We start from the raw sequence: 18,989 nt of genomic DNA, 5'->3' as shown, positions 1-18,989 counted from the left end.
GGAATGGCAGGATCGCGCAGGAAGTCACCAGGCATAACCCCTGACATTCTCCTGCGCGCCTATTCCATCGGCCTCTTCCCGATGGCCGAATCCGCCGACGACCCGGAAATCTTCTGGGTCGAACCGGAACTGCGCGGCGTGCTGCCGTTCGACCATTTCCATGTGTCGAAAAGCCTTGCCAAGACGGTGCGCAAGAAACCCTTCGAGATCCGTTTCGATCACGCTTTCGATCAGGTCATCGCTGCCTGTGCGGAGGAGACATCCGGGCGCCCGAGCACCTGGATCAACAGGACGATCAGATCGCTTTATTCGACGCTCTTCGACATGGGCCATGCCCATACCGTCGAAGCCTGGGAGGGCAATGAGCTGGTCGGCGGCCTCTACGGCGTCTCGCTCGGCTCGGCCTTCTTCGGCGAAAGCATGTTCTCGCGCCGAACGGATGCCTCGAAGATCTGCCTCGTTCATCTGGTCGACCGGCTGCGGGAAAGGGGCTTCACCCTGCTCGACACCCAGTTCACCACCGAGCACCTGAAGACATTCGGAGCGATCGACGTTCCGAAGGCCGATTATGCCGCGATGCTTACCGCGGCGATGGAATCGCCGCACCTTAAGTTTTAACCCAAACGCTGCCTGCTTCGGGCGGCACGCGCCAAAGCATGTCGCGCAAAAGTGTGTAGCGGTTTTTCGATGACGACATGCGGAAAACAAAGACAAGCGCGAGGAGCGAATCTGAAAGATTGCGATGCGCTTTAGCGGGCTGTCGCCTTGGTGCCGTCAGGAGCCGGGACGTCCGAGCTTGTCTTGCAGTCCTTCAGCCAGACGTCGTAGATCGGGTGCTCGACGGCGTTGAGGCCGGGGCTGGCGGCGAACATCCAGCCGGTGAAGATGCGGCGGATTTTGCGGTCGAGGGTGATCTCGTCGACCTCGACGAAACCGTCGATCTTCTGTGCTTCCGACTGGTCGCGCGAATAACAGGCCTTCGGCGTTACCTGCAGCGCACCGAACTGTACCGTCTCATTGACGTAGACGTCGAAGGTCGTGATGCGGCCGGTGATCTTGTCGAGGCCGGAAAAGACGGCAACCGGATTTTCGATGCGTGCGGCATTTGCCGCAACTGGTGGAAGCAGGGCCGAGAGCGCCAGCAGCGATCCGGCGGCACGCAGGACCATGTTCCGCGTGAAGAGCTTCATATGTACCCGTCTCCAGACATTTTCAGTTCGCGGCCGCGGTCAAGCGCGGCCAACCTGCGGGTAAAGGTCAATTGTGGCCAAAAGCCGGGTCTTTGGATCGCCCGGTCGAGCCGTCTCAGTTGCCCGGCGTCCAGGCATCGTAATCGCCGGTGACGCGCGGACGTTCACCCGGAACGGCGATGGAGCCCGCCGGACGATAGGCCTGCGGCGAACCGGTATGGTTGGGCCGGTGCGGCTTCTGCCAATCCTTGGCGACGTAGTTTTCCTTGGACGGGGGAACATCGGTGCGATGATGCATCCAGCCATGCCAGCCCGGCGGAATGGCGGAGGCTTCGGCATAACCCTTGTAGATCACCCAACGCTTCGGCAGGCCGTAGGAGGACATGCCGCCTTCGTAGTAGACGTTGCCGAATTCATCCTCGCCGACGCGCTTGCCAAAACGCCAGGTCGCAAAACGCGTGCCCATCGTCTGACCGTTCCACCAGGTAAAGGTCTGAACCAGAAGATTCCACATGTCTTTTCCTTGTGCCCGCCAGATGCGAGCCAAACCAGAATTCGTTTCCTCGCTTATGCCGTCGCCAAGCCGAATTGTCCAGCGATTCCGCGACAGTCACGGGTCATTTCAAAGCCATCTTGAAGCCGAGATGCGAGGGCTTGAAGCCCAGCCTTTCATAGAAACGATGGGCATCCTTGCGTATCGCATTCGAGGTCAACGCTACCCGCCCGATACCGCGGCCTTTTGCCTCGGCAATGGCGAATTCGATCATCAGTCCGCCGACCCCCTGCCCGCGCATATCGGCGCGTGTCTGCACCGCCTCGATAATCATCGCCGAGGAGCCTCGGCCGGTGAGCGACGTCGTCACCATCGTCTGGAACGTGCCGACGACCTCGCCGCCGCGCTCTGCGACGTAAAGCGTCTGGTCGGGCGAAGCCTCGATGACGGCGAAGGCCCTGAGATAATCCGGGAAGGCTTCAGCTTCCGTGGTATCGCCGTGACCGCCGAGTGCGTCGGCCGAAAACATGGCCACCAGCGCCGGCAGGTCTTCCCGGCGCGCCGGACGAATGAGAATGTCGGGCAACTCGGCCGCCACAGTCTCAATGCCCTTCGAGTGGTTTTTCGAAGATCAGCGCCGGAATGCCGGATTGTCCGGCTCCGCTATTCTCGTTGCGGCCGATCTCGGTGAAGCCGTGCGTGCGATAGAAGGCGATCGCGGCAGCGTTTTGCGGTTCGACTTCGAGGCGCATGATCTCGGCATCGGGAAAGCAGGTTTCGAGCTCGGCGAAGATATCGCGGCCGATACCTTGGCGCTGCAGCGCCGGCCTGACATAGAGGAGATGCAGCATGACAGTCTTCGTCAATTGCTGCGACATTGCCGCATAACCCATGCCGCCAATATTGCGGCCGTCATCGGCAACGAGGAATTCGGCATCCTTTCGCACGAGGCGCGTCTTCAGCGCCGCCGGCGAAAAGAGATGGGCGATCAGATCCGCCACCTTGGCTTTGCCATGCAGGCTGTCATAGGTGGCATGAAAGCTCTCCACCAAGAGGGCGCGCACCTTCTCCAGGTCGCGCTCGCCGGCGGTGCGGACGAAATACACCGCTTACTCCTCGATGCCGAGCTTCGCCTTGACGAGGGCCTGAACAGCCTGCGGATTGGCCTTGCCGCCGGTCGCCTTCATCACCTGGCCGACGAACCATGCTGCCATGGTCGGTTTCGCCTTGACCTTTTCGACCTGATCGGGATTGGCCGCGATGATCTCGTCCACGGCCTTTTCGATCGCGCCGGTATCCGTCACCTGCTTCATGCCGCGCGCCTCGACGATCTCGGCGGGATCGCCGCCCTCGGCGAGCACGATCTCGAAGAGATCCTTGGCGATCTTGCCGGATATGGTTCCCGCCTTGATGAGATCGATGATGGCGCCGAGCTGGGCCGGCGAAACCGGCGTCTGCTCGATGTCCTTGCCGGTGCGGTTCAGTGCGCCGAGCAGATCGTTGATCACCCAGTTGGCGGCCGTCTTGCCGTCACGGCCTGCGGCGACGGCTTCGAAATAATCGGCGATCGCTTTTTCGGAAACGAGCACCGAGGCGTCGTAGATCGACAGGCCGAGCTCGCGCACGAAGCGCTCCTTCTTGTCGTCAGGCAGTTCCGGCAGATCGGCTTCGAGCGCCTTGATGAAGGCGTCGTCGAATTCGAGCGGCAGCAGATCCGGATCGGGGAAATAACGATAGTCGTGCGCATCCTCCTTGGAGCGCATCGAGCGCGTTTCGCCCTTGTTCGGGTCGAAGAGGCGAGTCTCTTGATCGATCTTGCCACCGTCCTCCAGAATGCCGATCTGGCGACGGGCTTCATATTCGATCGCCTGGCCGATGAAACGGATGGAGTTGACGTTCTTGATCTCGCAACGCGTGCCGAAATCCTCGCCCGGACGGCGGACGGAGACGTTGACGTCGGCGCGCATCGAGCCCTCGTCCATGTTGCCGTCGCAGGTGCCGAGATAACGCACGATCGAGCGCAGCTTGGTCATATAGGCCTTGGCCTCGTCGGACGAGCGCATATCGGGCTTGGAGACGATCTCCATCAGGGCAACGCCGGAACGGTTGAGATCGACATAGGACATGGTCGCGTGCTGGTCATGCATCGACTTGCCGGCATCCTGTTCCAGATGCAGGCGCTCGATGCCGATCTCGATATCTTCGAACTGGCCCTGGCGATCCGGCCCGAGCGAAATGACGATCTTGCCCTCGCCGACGATCGGATCCTTGAACTGCGAGATCTGATAGCCCTGCGGCAGGTCGGGATAGAAATAGTTCTTGCGATCAAACAGGGAGCGCTTGTTGATCTGGGCTTTCAGGCCGAGGCCGGTGCGAACAGCCTGCTTGACGCATTCCTCGTTGATCACAGGCAGCATGCCGGGCATGGCGGCGTCGACCATCGAGACGTTCGAATTCTGCGGCTTGCCGAATTCCGTCGAGGCGCCGGAGAAGAGCTTCGAATTGGACAGCACCTGGGCATGGACTTCCATGCCGACGATGACTTCCCAGTCGCCGGTGGCGCCGGGGATGAAGCGTTTCGGATCAGGCGTGCGGACGTCGACAAGGGTCATCTGATGCTCTTTGCAGGCTGTTCTTTTCCACTGGTGAGGTAAAGGAAATGGCGTGCCGGTGCAAGGCTTTCGCCATGGCGCGCATTGCGGTTTTGCCGTCCATTAACGGAGCCGCGGTAGGGTTCCCCTATGACGATGATCGATATTATCAAATGGGCCATACTGTTTCTGGCGCTGAACCTCTTGGTGTTCTCGATCTATTTCTTTGACAAGCAGGCGGCACGTCACGGCAGGCGGCGCATCAGCGAGCGCACACTTCTCATCCTTGCGTTGATCGGCGGCAGCCTTGGCGCGCTGGCTGCACAGCAGCTGCTGCGGCACAAGACGAGAAAGGAGCCGTTCCGGTCAATCCTGGCGGCGATCCTGATCCTGCACGGCGCACTGATTGCTGTGCTCGCCTTCTTGCCGCAATGGAGCCCTCTCCTTCTTCAGGATTTTTGAAGCATCAGAATTCCAGCCCATACGCGCCTTGGCTATCCGAAACGAGCTGTTTCGTCAGTCCAACGGAGGGTACGTCGCGATCAAGCTTCGGATTGTAGGCGACCGACAGCCAATGGATGCTGTAGCCGTGCTTCCGGAAGAAGCCGATCGCCTCGCTATTGCCGGAATGGGTCTGCATCGCCGCCTTCTCGAGGCCCTGATCGGCGATCTCCTTTTCGATGCGGACGAGAAGGGCCGAACCGAGGCCCTGGCGGGTGAAGACGGGATCGATCCAGAAATCCGAGATGGTTTCGTCCAATCCCTCGCGCGCCGCCCAGCCTGCGACCTGGCCGTTCTGCTCGACGACGGTGATGGTCAGCCAGTCGTTTTCCACGAAGTTCCGAAAGGCGTTGCGCGCTGCATCGATCATCGCGTCCGATTCGCCGATCGACGCCATCGCATTTTGCCAGGCCCTCAGCCCGATCTCGCTCAATAGCTCCGCTTCACCGTCGCGGGCATTGCGAATGTGGATCAACGACACCTCCGCGTTACACCTCAACTAGACCATTGAGTCGCGGAATTTACCAGTACCTCCAAAGGGATGATCGGGCAAAAGTGAGGTTTTCGACTGGTTTTGAGCTGAGAACACGCTCTTGACCGAATTTTCCGGGCTGAATAATAAACCCTATCGAGGTGTTTTATGTTGAGCCTGCCTGAGACCCGGTAAAGGCCCTGCCCGCAAGTTCGCTTGCGCGCATGGGCCCGAAAAAAACGAAGCCCTGACGTTCGAATGAGCGCCAGATCGTTTTTGTGCGCCCTGCCGGGCGCGATACCGGATCTCACACATGGACATTTCTCGCACGGAGCAGCGCATCCTGCATCTCATGGCCCAAGGCGGCCGCATTGAAATTACCCGCGACGACGACAGGAAGATTGAGGCGGTCAGTTGCTTCACCCGCGACGGCTGGCTCTATCCCGGCGTCGACCTTGATCTCTTCCGCAGGCTGAAGCGCCTGAGGGCAATCAAGTCCTCAGGCGGTCAGCCCTACCGGATCACCGAAAGAGGGCTGAGATTGGTCAGGTCGCAGCTGAACAACAGGTAATAGTGGCACTCCTGATCGCGTCTCGAACGGGCGCGATCGGGATATCGCCTCAAGCCTTTGCAGAGAGTTCCGTCCGCATCGCCGACCACTCGTCGGCCATCGTGCCCGTGCCACGCGCCTTGCCGGCGCGGCGATACCAGTAGTCGGCGTTCCAGTCATCGCCCTCGATGCGATGGCAAAGGGCGTGCCCCCAGTCGAACGGCTGTTCGCCTTCGTGGCGCTGGCAGATGTCGTGGACCGCCTGCCACTCCGCGCCCATGGTGAAACCGCTGGCAGCGAGGCGATCAACTGCCTCGATCAATTGCGCAAGATCACTGTTCGCCATAAGACCTCCTTGCTGGTTCCCGCTATCGGTCAGCCAACCGCTTCTCCAGATGCACCTTTTCAAGCGAGACGCCCATGCTCTTGGAAAATTCGCGGCCACGCCAGAAGATGGTGAAGCCGCAGCGTTCGTAGAGCCGGATTGCGCCCTTATTCCCGGCGTGCGTGTCGAGCCTGGCCGTCGCCAACCCCTCTGCAGCCATCAAGTCGCACAAATGAAGCAGGAGAGCCCGGCCGACGCCGTTGCCCTGGTGATCGGGATGCACCCAGAGGTCGGACATATAGTTCGATTGATTTTCACGCGCGCCCCAGCCGACGATCGTCTCGTCCCGTTCGGCAACGAAGACCTCGCCTTTCGCTTCCTTAGGAAAGATGGCGAACTCGTGCCGCACCCTGGCGATCACATCGGGATCGAGATAGCTGTCCTCGAAGGCATCGCTGGCGGCCCATGCGGCAAAACCGACGGCGCCGACCGCTTCGTGGTCGGCAGCCGCTATTCTTCGGATCGTTAGATCCGTTACCACCACTTGGCCGGCGTAAACCGGCCGGCTGCCTGCTCGATGACATGGGCGGTCTTGAAGAGGGTTTCCTCGTCAAAGGGTTTGCCGATCAGCTGCAGGCCAAGCGGCAGGCCCTTGTGGTCGAGGCCGGCGGGCACGGCGATGCCGGGCAGGCCCGCCATGTTGACCGTCACCGTGAAGATGTCGTTCAGATACATTTTCACCGGATCGGCGGCGAGGTTCTCATCGGCAACGCCAAAGGCCGACGACGGCGTTGCCGGCGTCAGGATGGCATCGACACCGGCGTCGAAGGCGAGTTCGAAATCGCGCTTGATCAGCGTGCGCACCTTCTGCGCGCGGATGTAATAGGCATCGTAATAACCGGCCGACAGCACGTAGGTGCCGATCATGATGCGGCGCTTGACTTCCTTGCCGAAGCCCGCAGCACGCGTCTTCTCATACATGTCGACGATATCCTTGCCGTCGACACGCAGGCCGTAGCGCACGCCGTCGTAGCGCGCGAGGTTCGAAGATGCCTCGGCGGGAGCGACGATGTAATAGGCTGGAAGAGCGTATTTGGTATGCGGCAGCGAGATGTCGACGATTTCGGCACCGGCTTCCTTCAGCCAGGCGATGCCCTGGCGCCAAAGCGTCTCGATCTCATCCGGCATGCCGTCGACACGATATTCGTTCGGGATGCCGATCTTCATGCCTTTCAGCGATTGGCCGAGAGCTGCTTCGTAATCCGGCACCGGCAGATCGACCGATGTCGTGTCCTTTGCGTCGACGCTTGCCATCGACTTCAAAAGGATCGCGGCATCGCGTACGTCGCGGGCGATCGGGCCTGCCTGGTCGAGCGAAGAGGCGAAGGCGACGGTGCCCCAGCGCGAGCAACGGCCATAGGTCGGCTTGATGCCGACGGTGCCGGTGAAGGCGGCCGGCTGGCGGATCGAGCCGCCGGTATCGGTTGCGGTGGCGCCGGCGCAAAGATGCGCAGCGACGGCTGCGGCCGAACCGCCCGACGAGCCGCCGGGCACGAGCTGCTGGTTGGAGCCTGCGGCGCGCCAGGGATTGATCACTGGGCCGTAATAGGATGTTTCATTCGACGAGCCCATGGCGAATTCGTCCATGTTGAGCTTGCCGAGCATGACGGCGCCGTCATCCCAGAGGTTCTGCGTGACGGTCGATTCATAACGCGGCTCGAAACCATCGAGTATATGGCTGCAGGCCTGGGTGTGGACACCCACGGTGGCAAAGAGATCCTTGATGCCGAGCGGAATGCCTTCGAGTTCGCCTGCCTTGCCGGCGGCGATGCGCTCGTCGGAGTTCTTCGCCATGACGCGGGCGAGATCCGGCGTGACCTTGATATAGGCGTTAAGCCGGCCATTGGCCGCATCTATCGCCGAGATATAGGCTTCGGTCAGTTCGATCGCGGTGATTTCCTTGGCGCGCAGCTTCTGGCGGGCTTCGGCAATGGTCAGGCTGGTGAGTTCGCTCATCGTGTTTTCGCTTCAGATCTGGAATGGCAACAGGGTCGGAAAGAGACTTCGAAGCCTTATTCGACGACTTTCGGCACCAGGAAAAAATTGTGGTCGGTGACGGGCGCATTGGCGACGATATCGGCTGCTTTGCTGCCGTCGGTCACCTCATCGGTCCGCTTCTTCATCGCCGTCGGGGTCACCGACGTCATCGCCTCGACGCCGTCGACATTCACTTCGGAGAGTTGCTCGACGAAGCCAAGGATGCCGTTCAGCTCGCCGACCATGCGATTTGCCTCGTCCTCGGAGACGGCAATACGAGCAAGGCGGGCGACGCGCTTCACGGTGGCAAGATCGACGGACATGGCATTCTCCGGATAGGATTTTTCCTACCCGCTATAAAGGCCATGTCCGCCGTGTGCAACGGGATTTCGTCAGATCGACAGGCTCTCGGAAGGCCTGATCGCCTTCACATCCGTCTTCGATCCGTCCATGCCGGCAACGAATTTTTCGGCCGTCTGGTCGATGATCGGAAAGGTGCCGTAGTGGCAGGGGATCGCGGTCTTGAAGTTGAAATAGCGCCGGCAGGCAAGTGCTGCCACAGCGCCGCCCATGGTGAAGCGGTCGCCGACCGGCACGAAACCGATATCGGGCTGGTGCAATTCATTGATCAGCGCCATGTCGGAGAAGATGTCGGTATCGCCCATGGCAAGGATCGAGGCTTCGTCGTCGAAATGCAGCATCAGGCCGTTGGCGTTGCCGAGTGCGTGCGAGACGCCGTCCTCGGTGATCTGGGCGGAGGAGTGCAGCGCATTGGTGAAGGTTGCCGAGAAGCTGCCGAGCGCGATCGTGCCGCCGGTATTGCCCATCTCGATCTTGTCGACGCCCTTGGAGCCGAGCCAAGCGGCGAGATCGGCATTGGCGAGAACGACAGCGCCGGTTTCCTTGGCGAGTGCCACGGTATCGCCGACATGATCGCCATGGCCGTGCGTCAACAGGATGTGAGTGATGCCTGCAGAAACATCCTTGATATCCTGGCCGGAAAAGGAGGCGTTATAGCTGAGGAATGGATCGAGCAGGATCTTCGCCTTTGATGTCTCGATGCGGAAGGCGGAATGGCCGAGCCAGGTGATCTTCATGAAATGTCTCCTTATTACGTGATGCAAAGCCGGTTTCGATGCCACATCAAAGAATGAGAGCATGATGTCGTCCGAAAACCGCTCACACTTTTCGGCGTCATGCCCTAAAACGCGTCGCAATCTTTCAGATTCGCTCCAGCATTTTAGATCTTTGTTTTTGCGCATGTCGTTATCGCAAAACCGCGGCACACTTTTGCGCGACATGCTTTAAGGACATATCTTATGCGGCCGCAAAGAAAAGCGGCGGCGACTTCAATTTGTTTTGACGGGATGAAACGGCGATGACGGTGCTGACGATCGAGGAAATGGCCGAAACGCTCGCTCCGCGACAGGCAATTGCCGGCCTCGATCTCGGCACCAAAACGATCGGGCTGTCGATGTCCGATCTCGGACGGCGCTTCGCCACGCCGCGCACGGTGATCCGCCGCGTCAAGTTCGCCATCGATGCGCAGGCGCTGCTCGACTTCGCACAATCGGAAAAGGTCGCAGGCTTTGTTATCGGCCTACCCATGAACATGGATGGATCAGCAGGTCCGCGCGTGCAGGCGACACGCGCCTTCGTGCGTAATATGGAGCAGAAGACGGCGCTGCCCTTCGTCTATTGGGATGAGCGGCTTTCGACGGTTGCGGCCGAACGGACGCTGCTCGAAATGGACGTCTCCCGCGCCAAGCGGGCCGAACGGATCGATTCGGCCGCGGCAAGCTTCATCCTTCAGGGCGCGCTCGACAGGCTTTCCTTGCTGGCAAGGTCTGATGGAGACGAATTCAGCGCCTGACGCGCCTTCCACCAGGCAATGATCGACTTGCGCTTCCGGAAGGCCAGGATGGCGAAGACGACGAGGCTGTCCACCGCGATCGCGCGGGCAACGAGCGGCGGGATGGTCTCCGGCGGAATGCCGAGCGCCTCGCCGTAAAGTTCGAACGTCAGGTCATGGACCTGCCGGCTCAGCATGAAGATGCCGAAACTCATGTCGTAATAGGAAAGCCAGTACCATCCGCCCAGAAAGACGATGGGGCCGGCCCAGAAGATCAGAAACCACTTCATGCGGCCTCTCCTCCATGCTTGCGCGCCAGGGGCAGATCGAGGGAGACCAACCAGGTCGACAATGCCATGATGCAAAGCACTAGCGTCGGAATTGCGATATCCAGCGCCAGGACTGCGAAAAACATCATCGCCGTCACCAGAAACGCGGCTTTAGCGATCTTGGTTCCCATGGGCGTCACTCGGGGCTTCTACTCATACCATCTCTGCTCGCCGCCAGACTGTCGCGTTAAGCACCCCCACGCAACGTAAACCATTTGTTAAGGTTAACACGGCGCCCGCCCCCTGTGGATAGGGCAGGTATCAGCCGTAGACGCCACGCACGATGCGCTTCAGCGCCGTTGCCGCCTTCTCCCAGTCCTTGGGTGTTTTCAGCGACAGGCCGGCGCACTGCCCGCCGGCCGCAGCGGCAAGCACGAGGTGCTGGATCGCGGCGATGACGACGGCGTTGACGGCTGCGGCATCCACGGCCTTCGGCGGCGCCAGCGAGCCGCGCATGCGTTCTAGCCAGAGAGCGAGCGCCTTCGAACGCGCCTCGGACAAGCGCCTCACCTGCTCGGTGTTTTCCGATATCTCCCAGGCGAGGATGCGGCGCATCAGCGGATCGCTTCTCAAGGCGTCGAGGAGAAGAAGCGACAGCCGCTCCATCAGGTCGCCATAGGTGAGCAGGAACATGCCGCCGGCGTCTTCCGGGATGCGATCCTTCACCCACGTGCCGAGATCGGCGCCGATCGCCTCGACCAGGCCGTCGAGGCCGCCATAGTAACGATAGATCAGCTGCTTGTCGCAACTGGCGCGGCGGGCGACCGCATTGATGCCGAAATTCTGGAAGCCTTCCTCGGCGAGCAGCCCCTTGGCGGCGGCAAGGATGGCGCGCTCGGTGGCGCCGCGATCACGCACGCGCCGTTCCGGCCCCTCGCCGGTCCCGGGTGAATTTTCAAGATTTACGGCTTCATTCAGCATGATCGACCCTTCCCCGCTGTCACCAATCGGTGAGTAACGGGGAGACTTCACGCAATCAATCCTATCCCTTTGGGAAGATTGTGGATATTCCAGCCGGACCGAGGATTGTCCGTCGAACGGATGTGGAAGACTGCACGTTGGGCGATCGGATCCGCTCAGAAATCTCGTCCGGGCGGTTGATCGTGATGGACGAACCCGGCATAGCTGCATTATGAACAAATCTAACAATCTCCGCTAAGGCCCTGCAATGGTGAACTATATCGAAGCCTCTACTGCGCCCCCGAAGAATACGGGCGCCATCCGGCTTTATGACGCGCAAGCATTCGAGGGCATGCGAAGGGCATGCCAGCTGACCGCTCGCTGCCTCGATGCGCTTGCCGACATCGTCAAGCCCGGCCTGCTGACCGATGAGATCGACAGGTTCGTCTTCGATTTCGGCATGGATCACGGCGCCTATCCGGCGACGCTGAACTATCGCGGTTATACCAAATCGACCTGCACCTCGATCAACCACGTCGTCTGCCACGGCATTCCGAACGACAAGCCGCTGCGTGACGGCGATATCGTCAATATCGACGTCACCTTCGTGCTCGACGGCTGGCATGGCGATTCCAGCCGGATGTATCCCGTCGGCGTCGTCAAGCGTGCTGCCGAGCGGCTGCTCGAGGTCACCTATGAATCGCTGATGCGCGGCATTGCCGCCGTCAGGCCTGGCGCCCGCACCGGCGCGATCGGCGAGGCGATCCAGACCTATGCAGAGGCCGAGCGCTGTTCGGTGGTGCGCGATTTCTGTGGCCACGGTGTCGGCCGGCTGTTCCACGATTCGCCGAATATCCTGCATTACGGCCGCGCCAATGAGGGGCCGGAACTGCGCGAAGGCATGATCTTCACCATCGAGCCGATGATCAACCTCGGCCGGCCGCATGTGAAGGTGTTGGCCGACGGTTGGACGGCAGTCACCCGCGACCGCTCGCTGTCGGCGCAGTACGAACATACCGTCGGCGTCACCTCCGATGGCTGCGAGATCTTCACACTGTCGCCGGGTGGGCTCGACCGCCCCGGTCTGCCGTCGCACAACGGGTGACGATCCGATGGCGAAGGGGCCTGTTTCGACATCTTCCGACGACGAGCTGCCTTTCGAGACGCAAGAACCGATTGCCGCCGATGAACGTTCGTTTTTTGGCGGACAGCCGCAGAAACCGTCCGCACCAAATGCCAGGGCCGCCCTACCCGCCTCGCTTGCCGGCCAAGAGCATTATCACGGCCATCGCGAGCGGTTGCGTGACCGCTTCCGGGAGCAAGGCGATGCGGCGCTGGCCGACTACGAAATCCTCGAGCTCTTGCTTTTCCGTCTGATCCCGCGGCGCGACACCAAGCCGATCGCCAAGGCGCTGATCGAACGGTTCGGCTCGCTCGCCGGCGTTTTCGGTGCGCCTCAGGCGCTGCTGATGGAAGTCAAGGGCGTCGGCGAGGCCGTGGCGCTCGACCTGAAGCTGATCTCGACTGTCGCCCATCGGACCCTGAAGAGCGAGCTCAGGACCAAACAGGTCCTGTCCTCGTGGTCTTCTGTCATCCAGTATTGCCATGCCGCCATGGCGCATGAGACTCGCGAACAGTTCCGCATCCTCTTCCTCGACAAGCGCAATGTGCTGATCGCCGACGAGGTGCAGGGCCGCGGCACGGTCGACCATACGCCGGTCTATCCGCGCGAGGTGGTCAAACGCGCGCTCGAGCTTTCGGCAACGGCGATGGTCCTGGTGCACAACCACCCCTCGGGCGATCCCACGCCATCGCGTGCCGACATCGACATGACGAAGGTGATCATCGATGCGGCCAAGGCGCTCGATATCACCGTCCATGACCACATCATCATCGGCAAGGATGGCCATGTCAGCCTGAAGGGGCTGAAGCTGATCTGAACAAACACTGCGGCTGATCGCCGACGAGACGCAGAGCCCCGGCGCGTCGACCATGCCCTGGTCCATCCCGCGAGAAGACTGAGGGATGCCGGAGTTGACAGCACTCGGTGGTGCGCGATTGTATGCAGTCCGGCACCACCACAGCCTGGACAATGCCCGCCCGAAATACCGAGAAGATGAAGCTCCATGACGATCCGCAGCGGCAACACCGATCGATCGACCCGGCTCTGCCGCGACGTGCTCTGCCTCGATGACTTTGAAATAAAGGCGCGGCGACATCTGCCAAAGCCGCTGTTCGGTTACATCGCAGGCGCAACAGAGACCAATGCGTCGCTGCGGCATAATGCAGAGGCTTTCCAGGCCTATGCCTTCCAGCCTCGTGTCCTTCGGGACGTCTCGAAACGCAGCACCGAGACGAGCCTCTTCGGCAAGACCCATGCCGCACCATTCGGCATCGCGCCGATGGGTATCAGCGCGCTGATGGCCTATCGAGGTGACATCGTGCTTGCGCAGGGAGCGGATCAATCGGGAATCCCGATGATCATAAGCGGTTCATCGCTTATCCCCTTGGAAGAGATCGCTGCAGTTTCGCCGCAAGCATGGTTTCAGGCCTATCTCCCCGGCGAACCCGACCGTATCGATGCTCTCATCGATCGCGTCGGCGCGGCCGGCTTGCGCACGCTTCTGCTGACCGTGGATACAGCCACGCTGCCAAACCGTGAAAACAATGTAAGGGCCGGATTTTCGACGCCTCTGCGTCCCGGTCTCCGCCTGGCATGGCAGGGCATCTCGCACCCGCGCTGGACCACCGGCACATTCCTGCGCACGATCGCCCGGCACGGCATTCCACATTTTGAAAATTCCTATGCCACAAGGGGCGCGCCGATCATCTCCTCGAATGTCACGCGCGATTTCGGCAGGCGCGACCATCTCAACTGGAACCATCTGGAGCGGATACGCAACAGATGGTCCGGCAAACTCGTGGTGAAGGGGATCATGCATCCTGACGACGCGGCGCGGGCTGTCGACACCGGGGCGGATGGCGTGATCGTCTCCAACCATGGCGGCCGCCAGCTCGACGGTACCGCATCTCCCCTTCAGGTCCTTCCGGAGATTGCATCCCGTGTTGGAGACAGCGTTGCCGTCATGGTCGATGGCGGTTTCAGGCGTGGGACGGACATCATGAAGGCCCTCGCGCTCGGGGCCCGTTTCGTGTTCGTGGGCAGGCCGTTCCTTTATGCCGCTGCCGTCGCGGGCCTGCCGGGCGTGCTTAAGGCGGCCGATATCCTGAAGACGGAACTGCATAGCAATATGGCGTTGCTCGGCGTCACCAAGGTCGGCGATATTTCCGCGGACTACATCACCCGTGCATGAAAAGCCGTCGAGCCACCGAGCATGCCAAGCGCCCATGCCGTTCTTCGTCGGCTACGACCCATGGCGTAAAGCTGTTTCTCGCAGGGCTCACTTGCCCGAAAAAACACCCGTCAGGACCAATCAGGTGGCCGTAAAACAATCTGTAACATTGACCGGCTAACGATGGACGGGCGACATTTTGCGTCGCAATATGATTCCTTTCCAATCCGGGGCTTGATGATGCTTCAGTACGATCTCGTTGTGGTGGGCAGCGGTCCCGCAGGGCGCCGCGGCGCGATCCAGGCGGCAAAACTCGGCAAGAAAGTGCTTGTCATCGAGCAAGGCAAACGCGTCGGCGGCGTGTCAGTGCATACCGGCACCATCCCTTCCAAAACGCTGCGCGAGACTGCGCTTAATCTTTCCGGCTGGCGCGAACGCGGCTTCTACGGCCGGTCTTACCGCGTCAAGGAAGAGATCAGTGCAGATGACCTGCGCCGGCGCCTGCTGATTACGCTCAACCACGAGGTCGAGGTGCTGGAACACCAGTTCGCCCGCAACCGCGTGCAGCATATTCGCGGCAAGGCGAGCTTCATCAATGCCTCGACGCTGCAGGTAATCAAGGATGACGGCGAGACCACGCAGGTCACCGCCGCCAGCGTGCTGCTCGCCGTCGGCACAAAACCGTTCCGCCCCAATTACATGCCCTTCGACGGCAAGTCCGTTCTCGACAGCGACGAACTGCTCGACATCCAGGATCTGCCGCGATCGATGGTGGTCATCGGCGCCGGCGTCATCGGAATCGAATATGCGACGATCTTCAGCGCGCTCGACACCGCCGTCACCGTCATCGACCCGAAGGCGACAATGCTCGACTTCATCGACAAGGAAATCATTGAGGATTTTACCTACCAGCTGCGCGACCGCAATATGAAGCTGTTGCTCGGCCAGAAGGCCGACAAGGTGGAGAGGCTCGAAAACGGCAAGGTCGAGCTGACGCTCGACAGCGGCCGGCGCCTGACGACCGACATGGTGCTTTTCGCCGCCGGCCGCATGGGGGCGACTGATGCGCTGAACCTTCAGGCCATCGGCCTCGAAGCCGACAGCCGCGGCCGTCTCAAGGTCAATCCGGAAACCTTCCAGACATCGGTTGCCAACATCTATGCCGCCGGCGACGTCGTCGGCTTTCCGAGCCTTGCCTCGACCTCGATGGAACAGGGCCGCATCGCCGCCCGCGTCGCGGTCGGCGCGGTCGCCAAGGAGCCGCCGAAATATTTCCCTTACGGCATCTATGCCGTGCCCGAGATTTCGACCTGCGGCCTGACCGAAGAAGAGATGAAGGAGCGAGGTATTCCCTATGAATGCGGCATCGCCCGCTTCCGCGAGACGTCGCGCGGTCATATCATGGGCCTCGACACCGGGCTTTTGAAGCTGATCTTCTCGCTGAAGACCCGCCGCCTGCTCGGCGTGCATATCGTCGGCGAAGGCGCCACCGAGCTGGTGCATATCGGCCAGGCGGTGCTCAATCTCAAAGGGACCGTCGAATATTTCGTCGAGAACACCTTCAACTATCCGACGCTCGCCGAAGCCTACAAGATCGCCGGCCTCGATGCCTGGAACCGAATGGGCGACATCAAGTCGGAACTCTAAAATCCGTCGCGTCGCCGAGGGAACGGCCGTCTAAGTCCGGCCACCAAAACGGAGCCGAATCACATTGCGCATCATTTCCTTGAACGCATGGGGCGGCAGGCTTCATGAGGCGCTGATTGAATATGTGACGGCGGCCGATCCCGACGTGCTGTGCCTGCAGGAGGTTTTGCGCGCACCCGGCACCCGCTCGGGCTCGTCGGTCTATCGGGACGGCGACGTCGAGCTGCTGCAGCGCTTCAATCTCTTTACCGAGATCAGCACCGCCCTGCCCGGCCACGACGGTTTCTTCTGCCCGACATCGAGAGGCGAACTCTTCGACGGCGATACCGTCATTGTCGCCGAATTCGGGCTGGCGACCTTCGTGCACAAAACGCATTCCGTCATCGCCCAAGGGCTGGACTTCGTGCACGGCAGTTTTTCCGCTGATGGCTGGGGCGAACATCCTCGGCCGCGAAACGCCCATTGCATCCGTCTCTTCAGCCATGAGCACGCTTCTACCGTGACCATCGCCCACATGCATGGCCTGCGCGATCCCGCAGGCAAGGGCGACACGGCGGCGCGTGAAAAGCAGGCCGCGGCGCTAGTGGGGCTCATCGAGCGGGTCTGGCCCGGCGACGAAGGGCTCATCGTCTGCGGCGATTTCAACGTGCTGCCTGATAGCGCAACCTTTGCGATTCTCGGCAGACTCGGGCTTTCCGACCTGGTCACCGGAAGCGGCCTTGTAGACACGCGAACCTCCTACTATCTGAAGCAGGGCCGCTTTGCCGACTACATGCTGGTGACGCCAGGGGTGAAGGTTGCCAAATTCGAGGTGGTCAAGGCGCCCGAAGTCTCCGACCATCGCGCATTGCTGCTCGATATCGGGTAGTATATTGAGGAATGATACACTTCGCGAAGCGTTTGCGCGCCGTGCGGATTTTTACGCCTTAGTTTGACCTCCTAAATCGCATTGATACGTCGTGCTTGTATGTGTCTTCAACGCCATTTTGCCTTCGGGCAAAGGTTCTAAAGAAAGATAGATACTCTTGTCCCATGTCTTGGAAGCTGCACGCAGACGTTTTCAGCTGATCCTGATCAAGCCGTCGCATTATGACGACGACGGCTACGTCATCCGCTGGTGGCGGGCGATGATCCCCTCCAATTCGCTGGCGGCGCTCTACGGCATTGCCGCCGAATGCGCCGAGCGCAGGGTGCTCGGGGACGATACGGCGATCGATATCACCGTGATCGACGAGACCAATACACGGATCGATATCGCCGGACTGCTGGCGCAGTTCAAGCGTCACGACAATTTCGGCATGATCGCGCTCGTCGGCGTCCAGACTAACCAATATCCGCGCGCCCTCGATATCGCCCGTCCCTTCCGCGATGCCGGCCTGCCGGTTTCGATCGGCGGCTTCCACGTTTCCGGCTGCCTGTCGATGCTGGATGGCAAGGCTGTCGGGCTCGACGCCTGCCGCGACATGGGCATCTCGATGTTTGCCGGCGAAGCCGAGGGCCGGCTCGACATGGTGCTGCGCGATGCCGCCGCCGGCGAGCTGAAGCCGCTCTACAATTTCATGAACGACCTTCCCGGCATCGGCGGCACACCGGTTCCCTTCCTGCCGAAAGACAATATCCAGCGCACGCTCGGGCTCAGCACCAGTTTCGATGCCGGACGTGGCTGTCCCTATCAGTGCTCGTTCTGCACCATCATCAACGTACAGGGACGCAAGTCGCGCTTCCGCTCGGCCGACGACGTCGAAAAGCTGGTGCGGATGAACTGGGCGCAGGGCATCCACAAATTCTTCATCACCGACGACAATTTCGCCCGCAACAAGGATTGGGAAGCGATCTTCGACCGGTTGATCGAACTCAAGGAACGGGACGGCATTCCGCTCGGCCTGATGATCCAGGTCGACACGCTCTGCCACAAGATCCCCAATTTCATCGAGAAATCCAGGCGCGCGGGCGTCACCCGCGTCTTCATCGGCCTCGAAAACGTCAATCCTGACAATCTGACCGCCGCCAAGAAGAACCAGAACAAGATCACCGAATACCGCAAGATGCTGCTCGCCTGGAAGGCACAGGGCATCATGACGCTTGCCGGTTATATCCTGGGCTTCCCCGCCGATACGCCGGAATCGATCCGCCGCGACATCACGATCATCCAGGAAGAGTTGCCGCTCGACGTCATCGAATTCTTCATCCTGACGCCGCTGCCCGGCTCCGAGGACCATCAGGTCCTGTGGAAGAAGGGCGTCGAGATGGATGCCGATCTCAACATCTACGATGTCGAGCATGTCTGCACCGCGCATCCGAAGATGAGCAAGCAGGAATGGGAAGACATCTACCACGAGGCCTGGGCGCTCTATTATTCGCCTGATCATATGAAGACGCTGCTGCGCCGCGCCGTGGCAACCGGCGTGCCGCTCGCAAGGCTCGTCAAGGTTCTCGTCTCCTTCGCGACCACCGTGCCGCTGGAAAACGTGCACCCGCTGCAAAGCGGCCTGCTGCGCCTGAAGACGCCGGGCGAGCGGCGCCCTGACCTGCCGCGCGAGAATCCTCTCGTCTTCTGGCCGCGCTTTGCCTGGGAAACCTTCCGCAAACATGCCTCGCTCGCCGGCACGATCATTGGCCTGACGATTTCGGCGTTCCTGATTTCAAGGGACGCGAAGTCAAAGACCTATATGGATCAGGCTCTGACGCCGGTCGCCGACGACGAAGAGGAAACGCTCCACCTCTTCACACAGACCGCCGGAGGCGCCGCAGCCGTGAGCCATGTCAGGAAAGTCGCGCAACTGACAGCGCATTGAGCGGTAATTCTTGA

General features: G+C 60.8%; 24 protein-coding genes. 10 read left to right on the top strand and 14 right to left on the bottom strand.

Annotated elements, in window-relative coordinates; translation table 11 throughout:
* Positions 1–3 precede the first annotated feature (3 nt).
* Positions 4–618 carry a leucyl/phenylalanyl-tRNA--protein transferase gene (gene aat / locus RL_RS10830; RefSeq protein ID WP_011651692.1) on the top strand — a complete coding sequence of 205 codons (615 nt, stop codon included), beginning with the start codon at positions 4–6 and terminating at the stop codon, positions 616–618.
* 131 nt (positions 619–749) lie between these two features.
* On the opposite strand, the gene RL_RS10825 is transcribed toward aat, so the two are convergent.
* From RL_RS10825 to gatB, 5 genes are all read right to left on the bottom strand, one after another.
* Positions 750–1,190 (bottom strand): DUF2155 domain-containing protein, encoded by a 441-nt coding sequence (locus tag RL_RS10825; protein ID WP_011651691.1) that lies wholly within the window; start codon positions 1,188–1,190, stop codon positions 750–752.
* Positions 1,191–1,305: 115 nt separating this feature from the next.
* The gene (locus tag RL_RS10820) at positions 1,306–1,704 is read right to left on the bottom strand and encodes an NADH:ubiquinone oxidoreductase subunit NDUFA12 (RefSeq protein WP_011651690.1); all 399 of its coding nucleotides are present in this window, start codon (positions 1,702–1,704) and stop codon (positions 1,306–1,308) included.
* Between the two features lie 103 nt (positions 1,705–1,807).
* Positions 1,808–2,281 (bottom strand): GNAT family N-acetyltransferase, encoded by a 474-nt coding sequence (locus RL_RS10815; RefSeq protein WP_011651689.1) that lies wholly within the window; start codon positions 2,279–2,281, stop codon positions 1,808–1,810.
* Positions 2,282–2,285: 4 nt separating this feature from the next.
* Positions 2,286–2,789, bottom strand: a complete 504-nt coding sequence (locus RL_RS10810) for a GNAT family N-acetyltransferase (protein WP_011651688.1) — start codon at positions 2,787–2,789, stop codon at positions 2,286–2,288.
* Positions 2,790–2,792: 3 nt separating this feature from the next.
* On the bottom strand, positions 2,793–4,295 hold the full coding sequence (gatB, locus tag RL_RS10805; RefSeq protein ID WP_011651687.1) for an Asp-tRNA(Asn)/Glu-tRNA(Gln) amidotransferase subunit GatB: 1,503 nt from the start codon (positions 4,293–4,295) through the stop codon (positions 2,793–2,795).
* Between the two features lie 129 nt (positions 4,296–4,424).
* Between gatB and RL_RS10800 the strand changes: the two genes are divergently transcribed.
* Entirely contained in the window at positions 4,425–4,736 is a 312-nt protein-coding gene (locus tag RL_RS10800; protein ID WP_011651686.1) for a DUF1294 domain-containing protein, read from the top strand.
* A 4-nt stretch (positions 4,737–4,740) separates the two neighbouring features.
* Here the strand turns inward: RL_RS10800 and RL_RS10795 are convergent, their stop codons facing one another.
* Positions 4,741–5,250 carry a GNAT family N-acetyltransferase gene (locus RL_RS10795; RefSeq protein WP_026237065.1) on the bottom strand — a complete coding sequence of 170 codons (510 nt, stop codon included), beginning with the start codon at positions 5,248–5,250 and terminating at the stop codon, positions 4,741–4,743.
* 310 nt (positions 5,251–5,560) lie between these two features.
* Here RL_RS10795 and RL_RS10790 point away from each other — a divergent pair, with 310 nt between their 5' ends.
* Positions 5,561–5,818 (top strand): YjhX family toxin, encoded by a 258-nt coding sequence (locus RL_RS10790; protein WP_011651684.1) that lies wholly within the window; start codon positions 5,561–5,563, stop codon positions 5,816–5,818.
* Between the two features lie 49 nt (positions 5,819–5,867).
* On the opposite strand, the gene RL_RS10785 is transcribed toward RL_RS10790, so the two are convergent.
* The 5 genes from RL_RS10785 to RL_RS10765 form a co-directional block, all read right to left on the bottom strand.
* Positions 5,868–6,143, bottom strand: a complete 276-nt coding sequence (locus RL_RS10785; protein ID WP_011651683.1) for a hypothetical protein — start codon at positions 6,141–6,143, stop codon at positions 5,868–5,870.
* 22 nt (positions 6,144–6,165) lie between these two features.
* Positions 6,166–6,666 carry a GNAT family N-acetyltransferase gene (locus RL_RS10780; protein ID WP_011651682.1) on the bottom strand — a complete coding sequence of 167 codons (501 nt, stop codon included), beginning with the start codon at positions 6,664–6,666 and terminating at the stop codon, positions 6,166–6,168.
* Positions 6,657–8,138, bottom strand: coding sequence for an Asp-tRNA(Asn)/Glu-tRNA(Gln) amidotransferase subunit GatA (gene gatA, locus RL_RS10775; protein WP_011651681.1), 1,482 nt, complete (start codon positions 8,136–8,138; stop codon positions 6,657–6,659). Before gatA ends, RL_RS10780 begins: the two co-directional genes overlap by 10 nt.
* A gap of 56 nt (positions 8,139–8,194) precedes the next feature.
* Positions 8,195–8,482, bottom strand: coding sequence for an Asp-tRNA(Asn)/Glu-tRNA(Gln) amidotransferase subunit GatC (gene gatC, locus RL_RS10770; RefSeq protein ID WP_003539052.1), 288 nt, complete (start codon positions 8,480–8,482; stop codon positions 8,195–8,197).
* A gap of 69 nt (positions 8,483–8,551) precedes the next feature.
* A complete protein-coding gene (locus RL_RS10765) occupies positions 8,552–9,256 on the bottom strand; it encodes a metal-dependent hydrolase (RefSeq protein WP_011651680.1) in 705 nt (234 codons plus the stop codon).
* Positions 9,257–9,537: 281 nt separating this feature from the next.
* Here RL_RS10765 and ruvX point away from each other — a divergent pair, with 281 nt between their 5' ends.
* Entirely contained in the window at positions 9,538–10,032 is a 495-nt protein-coding gene (gene ruvX / locus RL_RS10760) for a Holliday junction resolvase RuvX (protein ID WP_011651679.1), read from the top strand.
* Here ruvX and RL_RS10755 read toward each other — a convergent pair.
* From RL_RS10755 to RL_RS10745, 3 genes are all read right to left on the bottom strand, one after another.
* On the bottom strand, positions 9,969–10,301 hold the full coding sequence (locus RL_RS10755) for a DUF6105 family protein (RefSeq protein WP_003539041.1): 333 nt from the start codon (positions 10,299–10,301) through the stop codon (positions 9,969–9,971). The two genes, ruvX and RL_RS10755, sit on opposite strands and share 64 nt — an antisense overlap.
* Positions 10,298–10,471, bottom strand: coding sequence for a hypothetical protein (locus RL_RS40130; protein WP_028742072.1), 174 nt, complete (start codon positions 10,469–10,471; stop codon positions 10,298–10,300). Before RL_RS40130 ends, RL_RS10755 begins: the two co-directional genes overlap by 4 nt.
* A gap of 130 nt (positions 10,472–10,601) precedes the next feature.
* Complete coding sequence (locus RL_RS10745; protein ID WP_011651677.1) at positions 10,602–11,261, bottom strand: TetR/AcrR family transcriptional regulator; 660 nt, start codon at positions 11,259–11,261, stop codon at positions 10,602–10,604.
* Positions 11,262–11,508: 247 nt separating this feature from the next.
* Between RL_RS10745 and map the strand changes: the two genes are divergently transcribed.
* The 6 genes from map (at position 11,509) to RL_RS10715 (ending at position 18,975) form a co-directional block, all read left to right on the top strand.
* On the top strand, positions 11,509–12,345 hold the full coding sequence (gene map / locus RL_RS10740; protein ID WP_003558931.1) for a type I methionyl aminopeptidase: 837 nt from the start codon (positions 11,509–11,511) through the stop codon (positions 12,343–12,345).
* Between the two features lie 7 nt (positions 12,346–12,352).
* Complete coding sequence (gene radC, locus RL_RS10735) at positions 12,353–13,180, top strand: RadC family protein (protein ID WP_011651676.1); 828 nt, start codon at positions 12,353–12,355, stop codon at positions 13,178–13,180.
* 186 nt (positions 13,181–13,366) lie between these two features.
* Positions 13,367–14,554: an alpha-hydroxy acid oxidase gene (locus RL_RS10730; protein ID WP_011651675.1), complete on the top strand. Its 1,188-nt coding sequence runs from the start codon at positions 13,367–13,369 to the stop codon at positions 14,552–14,554.
* Positions 14,555–14,773: 219 nt separating this feature from the next.
* The gene (gene sthA / locus RL_RS10725) at positions 14,774–16,180 is read left to right on the top strand and encodes a Si-specific NAD(P)(+) transhydrogenase (protein WP_011651674.1); all 1,407 of its coding nucleotides are present in this window, start codon (positions 14,774–14,776) and stop codon (positions 16,178–16,180) included.
* A gap of 64 nt (positions 16,181–16,244) precedes the next feature.
* The gene (locus tag RL_RS10720; protein ID WP_011651673.1) at positions 16,245–17,048 is read left to right on the top strand and encodes an endonuclease/exonuclease/phosphatase family protein; all 804 of its coding nucleotides are present in this window, start codon (positions 16,245–16,247) and stop codon (positions 17,046–17,048) included.
* A 157-nt stretch (positions 17,049–17,205) separates the two neighbouring features.
* Positions 17,206–18,975, top strand: a complete 1,770-nt coding sequence (locus tag RL_RS10715) for a B12-binding domain-containing radical SAM protein (RefSeq protein ID WP_011651672.1) — start codon at positions 17,206–17,208, stop codon at positions 18,973–18,975.
* Positions 18,976–18,989: the final 14 nt, after the last annotated feature.

Origin of the sequence: Rhizobium johnstonii 3841 (genome assembly GCF_000009265.1) — a bacterium.
GTDB lineage: Bacteria > Pseudomonadota > Alphaproteobacteria > Rhizobiales > Rhizobiaceae > Rhizobium > Rhizobium acaciae.
Note: the sequence above shows the minus strand (reverse complement) of the source record. Positions and strands in the feature narration are given on the sequence as shown.